Raw genomic sequence first — 5,035 nt, 5'->3', positions numbered from 1 at the left:
GTCGGTCCCACCCCTTCCCATCCCGAACAGGACCGTGAAACGACTTTGCGCCGATGATAGTGCTGCAACCAGTGTGAAAGTAGGTTATCGTCAGGCTAGTTATAAGAGAAACCCCACTCAGTGATCTGAGTGGGCTTTTTTGCATTCTGCATCCGGATGTAATGAAGGTTTACACCCCGGCGCTACCGTTCAGGTTCTTGCGCAGGCTGACCAGCTGGTCGCGCAGGCTGGTGATCTCTTCGACCGAGCATTTGCTGGCGCACAGGATCTCAGGCATCAGGGCCGCAGCATCCTTGCGCAATGCCTGGCCCTGCTCGGTGAGCGTCACGATGACCTGCCGCTCATCAGCACGGGCACGCGCCCGCTGCACCAGGCCCTGCGCTTCCATCCGTTTGAGGAGTGGCGTCAGGGTTGCGGAGTCGAGGAAAAGGCGCTCGCCGATATCCGATACCGTCAACTGGTCCTGTTCCCACAACACCATCATCACCAGGTATTGCGGATAGGTCAGCCCGAGTTTCGGCAGCAGGCCGCGGTAAACACGCATCATCGCCAGTGAGGTCGAGTACAGGGCAAAGCACAGCTGGGTGTCCAGGACAGGCGCGGACGAGGGGGAGGCAGGAGTCTTCATCGGCCCAATATAGATCGCACACTAGCTAATTGCAAGCGATGCCGAGTGGCCACGTCTTCATGCAAGATTAATAACGCCCCTGATAAATACATCCTGTCACCGCTTTCCGGCATTTCGTCGCATAGAGCCGGTCGCCCGCGAGCCGCTGGAATACGATCACCTGATCAAAACCAGAAGGAGATGGCGATGGACCACCCACCCGCACCGGCGGCATTGACGCCAGTCGCAAGTAACGAACGCATACAGGCGCTCGACGTCGTACGCGGCTTTGCCCTCATCGGCATCCTGATGATGAACGTCGAGTTTTTCAACCGCGCCACCGCCGCGATCGGTTCGGGCATGCAAACCGGCCTTAGCGGCGCCAACTTCTGGGTCAGCTACTTCGTCCAGTATTTCGTCGTCGGTAAGTTCTGGACCATCTTCTCCCTCCTGTTCGGCATGGGCTTCGCCGTCATGCTCACGAGGGCAGAGCGCGCCGGCCGCAGTTTCCTGGTTCCCTACATGCGCCGCATTGCCGCCCTGGCGGTCTTCGGCGCCTTGCACCACATCTTCCTGTTCTCCGGCGACATCCTGTTCAGCTACGCGGTCGCCGCGACCGCACTGCTGATCGTCCTGTACGGCCGGGCCAAGTGGACCCTGCTGGCGATCGTCCTGTGCATCGGCGGCGGTTTCATTCCTGGTATGGACTGGCTGTTCGGCACTGCCGGCGGCCTGGCCTTCTTCGGCTTTGTCGCGTGGTGGCTGCGCGGCGAGCAGCGCATGTGGTACTTCGGGAAGCCGCTGGCGGTGTTCTTCGTGTTCATGCTGGCCGGGGCGCTCGCCCTGATCGGCGGCGCTGTGTGCTGGTTCCTGCCAGACACGCCGCCGCCAGCCCGCTTCGGCCTGCCGCTCGTCGGCGCGGCTCTCATCACGCTCGGCCTCCTCACCAGGAAGTACCACGCCGACCGGCCGGGACGTTCGTGGCGCATCGGCGTGGGCCTGTACTGCTTCTCGTTCTTCATGATGACGGGGGCCGGGGCATCGATGTACTTCTTCCCGGAGAAGCCGCCCGTCGTGGCAACGAAGGAGCAGGCGGAAAAGCAGAAGAAGCAGGCCGCCGAACGCGCCAAGAACCTGAAGGAACGCGAAGAGCGAATCAAGAAAGAAACCGACGTGCTCACCAAGGGAAGCTTCGCCGACGCAGTCAGCTTGCGCGCCAAGAACTTCGTCGACGATGCTCCCGGCCAGGTTGGCTTCGCCACGATCCTGATCGCCATGTTCCTGATCGGCACCTGGTTCGTCCGCTCGGGCATCATGGAAAAGGCGCAGGCCCACCTGCCGCTGTTCCGCAAGCTCGCCATGTTCGGCCTTCCTGTCGGCATCGGCATGGGCCTGCTCGGCTCCACCATCGCCATGCATGCGATTCCCGGTTCACGCGGCGCCGACGGCTTCCAGCTGGCCTCCGGCCTGCAGATGCTGGGTAACCTCCCGGCCTCGCTCGGCTATGTCAGCCTGGTGATCGTGATGCTCTACAGCGCCTCGCCCCTGAACAAGGTGAGCTTGCTGGCACCCTTCGGCCGCATGGCCCTGACCAACTACCTGACGCAATCGCTGGTCGCCTCCACCTTCTTCTTCGGCTACGGCTTCGGCAACTGGGGCATCTCGCGCGTCGACCAGATGCTGTTCGTCGTGGCGCTCGCGGCGGTGCAGATCGTATTCAGCCATGTGTGGCTGTCGCGCTTCCGTTACGGTCCGATGGAATGGCTGTGGCGTGCCGTGACCTACTGGCAGATCCCGCCGATGCGTATCGGCGCACCGGTTGCCGCGACCGCAGTGGCGACGGCGGCGTGAGGGGGGCGGTCGGAATCGGCGCGGCGCTGCTGTTGTGCGCCGCGCTCTCCGCGGCCGCACAGCCGATAAAAGTGGCGGGTCTCTCCCAGCCGGCCCGCATCCTGGTCGACCGCTGGGGCGTCCCGCACATCTACGCCGCCAGCCAGGACGACGCTTTCTTCGTCCAGGGCTTCAACGCCGCGCGCGACCGCCTGTTCCAGATCGACCTGTGGCGCCGCCGCGGGCTGGGCGAGCTGGCGTCGGTGTTCGGTCCCTCGTACGTTGAGCAGGACCGGGCGGCGCGCCTGTTCCTGTACCGCGGGAGCATGGAGCCTGAATGGGCCGCCTACGGCAAGGATGCACAACGGACCAGCGCCCGTTTCGTCGCCGGCATCAACGCCTACATCGACTATATTGCGCGCAAGCCGGAGCTGCTGCCCTTCGAGTTCCGCCAGCTCGGTTACCAGCCGGCGAAATGGCGCCCGGAAGACGTGGTGCGTATTCGCAGCCACGGACTCACGCGCAACCTGACCCAGGAGTTCGCCCGCTCGCGCGTGGTCTGCCGTGCCGGCCTGGCGGCGGACGCGGTGCGCGCCCAGCTGTCGCCGGCCTGGACGACCCGCGTGCCCGAGGGGCTCGATCCCTGCCTGCCCGATGACGCACTCGACGTCTTCACACTGGCTACCGACAACGTCCGCTTCGACCGCCAGGCGCTGCAGGCATCGCGCGCGGCCCCGAACGAGGAAACGCTCGAGGGCAGCAACAACTGGGTGGTCGGGCCATCGCGCACGGCCACCGGGCGTCCGATCCTGGCGAACGATCCGCACCGCGCCTACGGTGCGCCGTCGCTGCGCTACATCGTGCACCTCAGCGCGCCGGGCCTCGACGTCATCGGCGCGGGCGAGCCGGCGCTGCCGGGGGTGTCGATCGGCCATAACGGCAAGGTCGCTTTCGGGCTGACCATCTTAAGCATCGACCAGGAAGACCTGTACGTCTACGAGACCAATCCCGCCAATCCGCAGCAGTACCGCTACCAAGGCGCCTGGGAAGACTTCCGCGTGGTGCGCGAGAAGCTGGCGGTGCGCGGCCGGCCTGCCACGACGGTCGAGCTGCGCTTCACCCGCCACGGCCCCGTGATCCACCAGGATGCCGGTAAGCGCCGCGCGCTCGCGGTCCGCACCGCGTGGACCGCGCCCGGCATGGCGCCTTACTTCGGCAGCATCGACTACATGAAGGCCCAGGACTTCACGCAGTTCCGGCGCGCGATGGAGCGCTGGGGCGCGCCTACCGAAAACCAGGTGTACGCCGACACGGCCGGGAACATCGGCTGGGTCGCCGGCGGCCTGGTGCCCGTGCGTCCGAACTGGGATGGACTGATGCCGGTACCGGGCGACGGCCGCTACGAATGGAAGGGCTTCCTCGACGGCGCGAAGCTGCCCTATGTCCTGAATCCGAAGCAGGGCTGGTTCGCATCGGCGAACGAAATGAACCTGCCGGCCGGCTTTCCGTACAAGGAGCACAAGCTCGGCTTCGAATGGCCGGACAATGCGCGTGCACGGCGCATCGCGCAAGTGCTGTCGGCGACCCCCAAGGCGAGCATGGAAGACATGGAGCGCCTGCAGAACGACGTGGTATCGCTGAACGCGCGCCGGCTGGTGGCCCTGTTCAAGCCACTGTCCTCGCAGGACCGGAAAACCCAGGCTGCGCTGCGCCTGCTGTCTGCCTGGAACGGGGAGGAGGCCGCCACCTCGTCGGCCGCGGCGCTGTACGAGCTGTGGTGGTCGCGTCACCTCGGCAATGCATTCAAGGCAGCGGTACTGCCGCCGCTTGCGGCGGAAGCGATGGACGCACCGCATGCCAGCGTCCTGATCGAATCGCTGGAAAAGCCGGCTCGACGCTTCGGCGCCGATGCGGTCCGCAAGCGTAACGAACTCCTCCTGCAGACACTCCGACGCGCATGGGAAGAGATGGAAGCCCTGCAGGGGCCGGATCCCGGGCGATGGCAATGGGGACGGCTGCATTTCAGCTACTTCGTGCATCCGATGGCGCCCATCCTCGACCGTGCCGGCCACGCGCGGGTCAATGTGGGGCCGCTGCCAAGGGGAGGGGGAGCCTACACGGTCAACGTGTCGAGCTACCATCCCAACAGCTTCTGGCACGCGCATGGTCCATCGTTCCGGATGGTGCTCGACGTCGGGAACTGGGACAACTCACGTGCGATCAACACTCCGGGACAGTCGGGCAACCCGGACAGTCCGCATTACCGCGACCTGGCCGCCGGCTGGGCAGAGGGTAAGTATTTCCCCTTGCTGTATTCGCGGGAGGTAGTCGAGAAGGCGGCCAGGGAGCGCATCGAACTGATCCCGATGCCTTGATGGCGAAGCCCTTGCAAGCTGGCCATGGCTTTGCTATAGTTCGCCTCCGCTTCAGTTCGAGCAACGAAAACGTTACCGTAATCAAGTGCTTACGGTAACGAGCTCAGCAGGAAAATCTGCAACGAAGCGAACGAGGGGTTGACGAGAAAAGCGAAACACTGCATACTCTCACTTCTCTGCTGCTGACGAACACAACGCTTCGTACGGTGCAGCAAGGTAGTAC

3 protein-coding genes and 1 rRNA gene are annotated in these 5,035 nt (G+C 64.5%); 3 read left to right on the top strand and 1 reads right to left on the bottom strand.

The window, feature by feature from the left end; translation table 11 throughout:
* Positions 1–96: ribosomal RNA gene (rrf, locus tag AC56LK_RS25150) — 5S ribosomal RNA — on the top strand; the annotation flags it as partial.
* A gap of 73 nt (positions 97–169) precedes the next feature.
* Here the strand turns inward: rrf and AC56LK_RS25145 are convergent.
* Complete coding sequence (locus tag AC56LK_RS25145; protein ID WP_497187170.1) at positions 170–628, bottom strand: MarR family winged helix-turn-helix transcriptional regulator; 459 nt, start codon at positions 626–628, stop codon at positions 170–172.
* A 186-nt stretch (positions 629–814) separates the two neighbouring features.
* Between AC56LK_RS25145 and AC56LK_RS25140 the strand changes: the two genes are divergently transcribed.
* Together AC56LK_RS25140 and AC56LK_RS25135 are read left to right on the top strand one after the other, a co-directional pair.
* Positions 815–2,458, top strand: a complete 1,644-nt coding sequence (locus AC56LK_RS25140) for a DUF418 domain-containing protein (protein ID WP_497187169.1) — start codon at positions 815–817, stop codon at positions 2,456–2,458.
* Positions 2,455–4,812: a penicillin acylase family protein gene (locus AC56LK_RS25135; protein ID WP_497187168.1), complete on the top strand. Its 2,358-nt coding sequence runs from the start codon at positions 2,455–2,457 to the stop codon at positions 4,810–4,812. The genes AC56LK_RS25140 and AC56LK_RS25135 overlap by 4 nt, the downstream gene beginning before the upstream one ends.
* Positions 4,813–5,035 lie beyond the last annotated feature (223 nt).

This window comes from Telluria sp. ZB4P36 (assembly GCF_059685865.1).
Note: the sequence above shows the minus strand (reverse complement) of the source record. Positions and strands in the feature narration are given on the sequence as shown.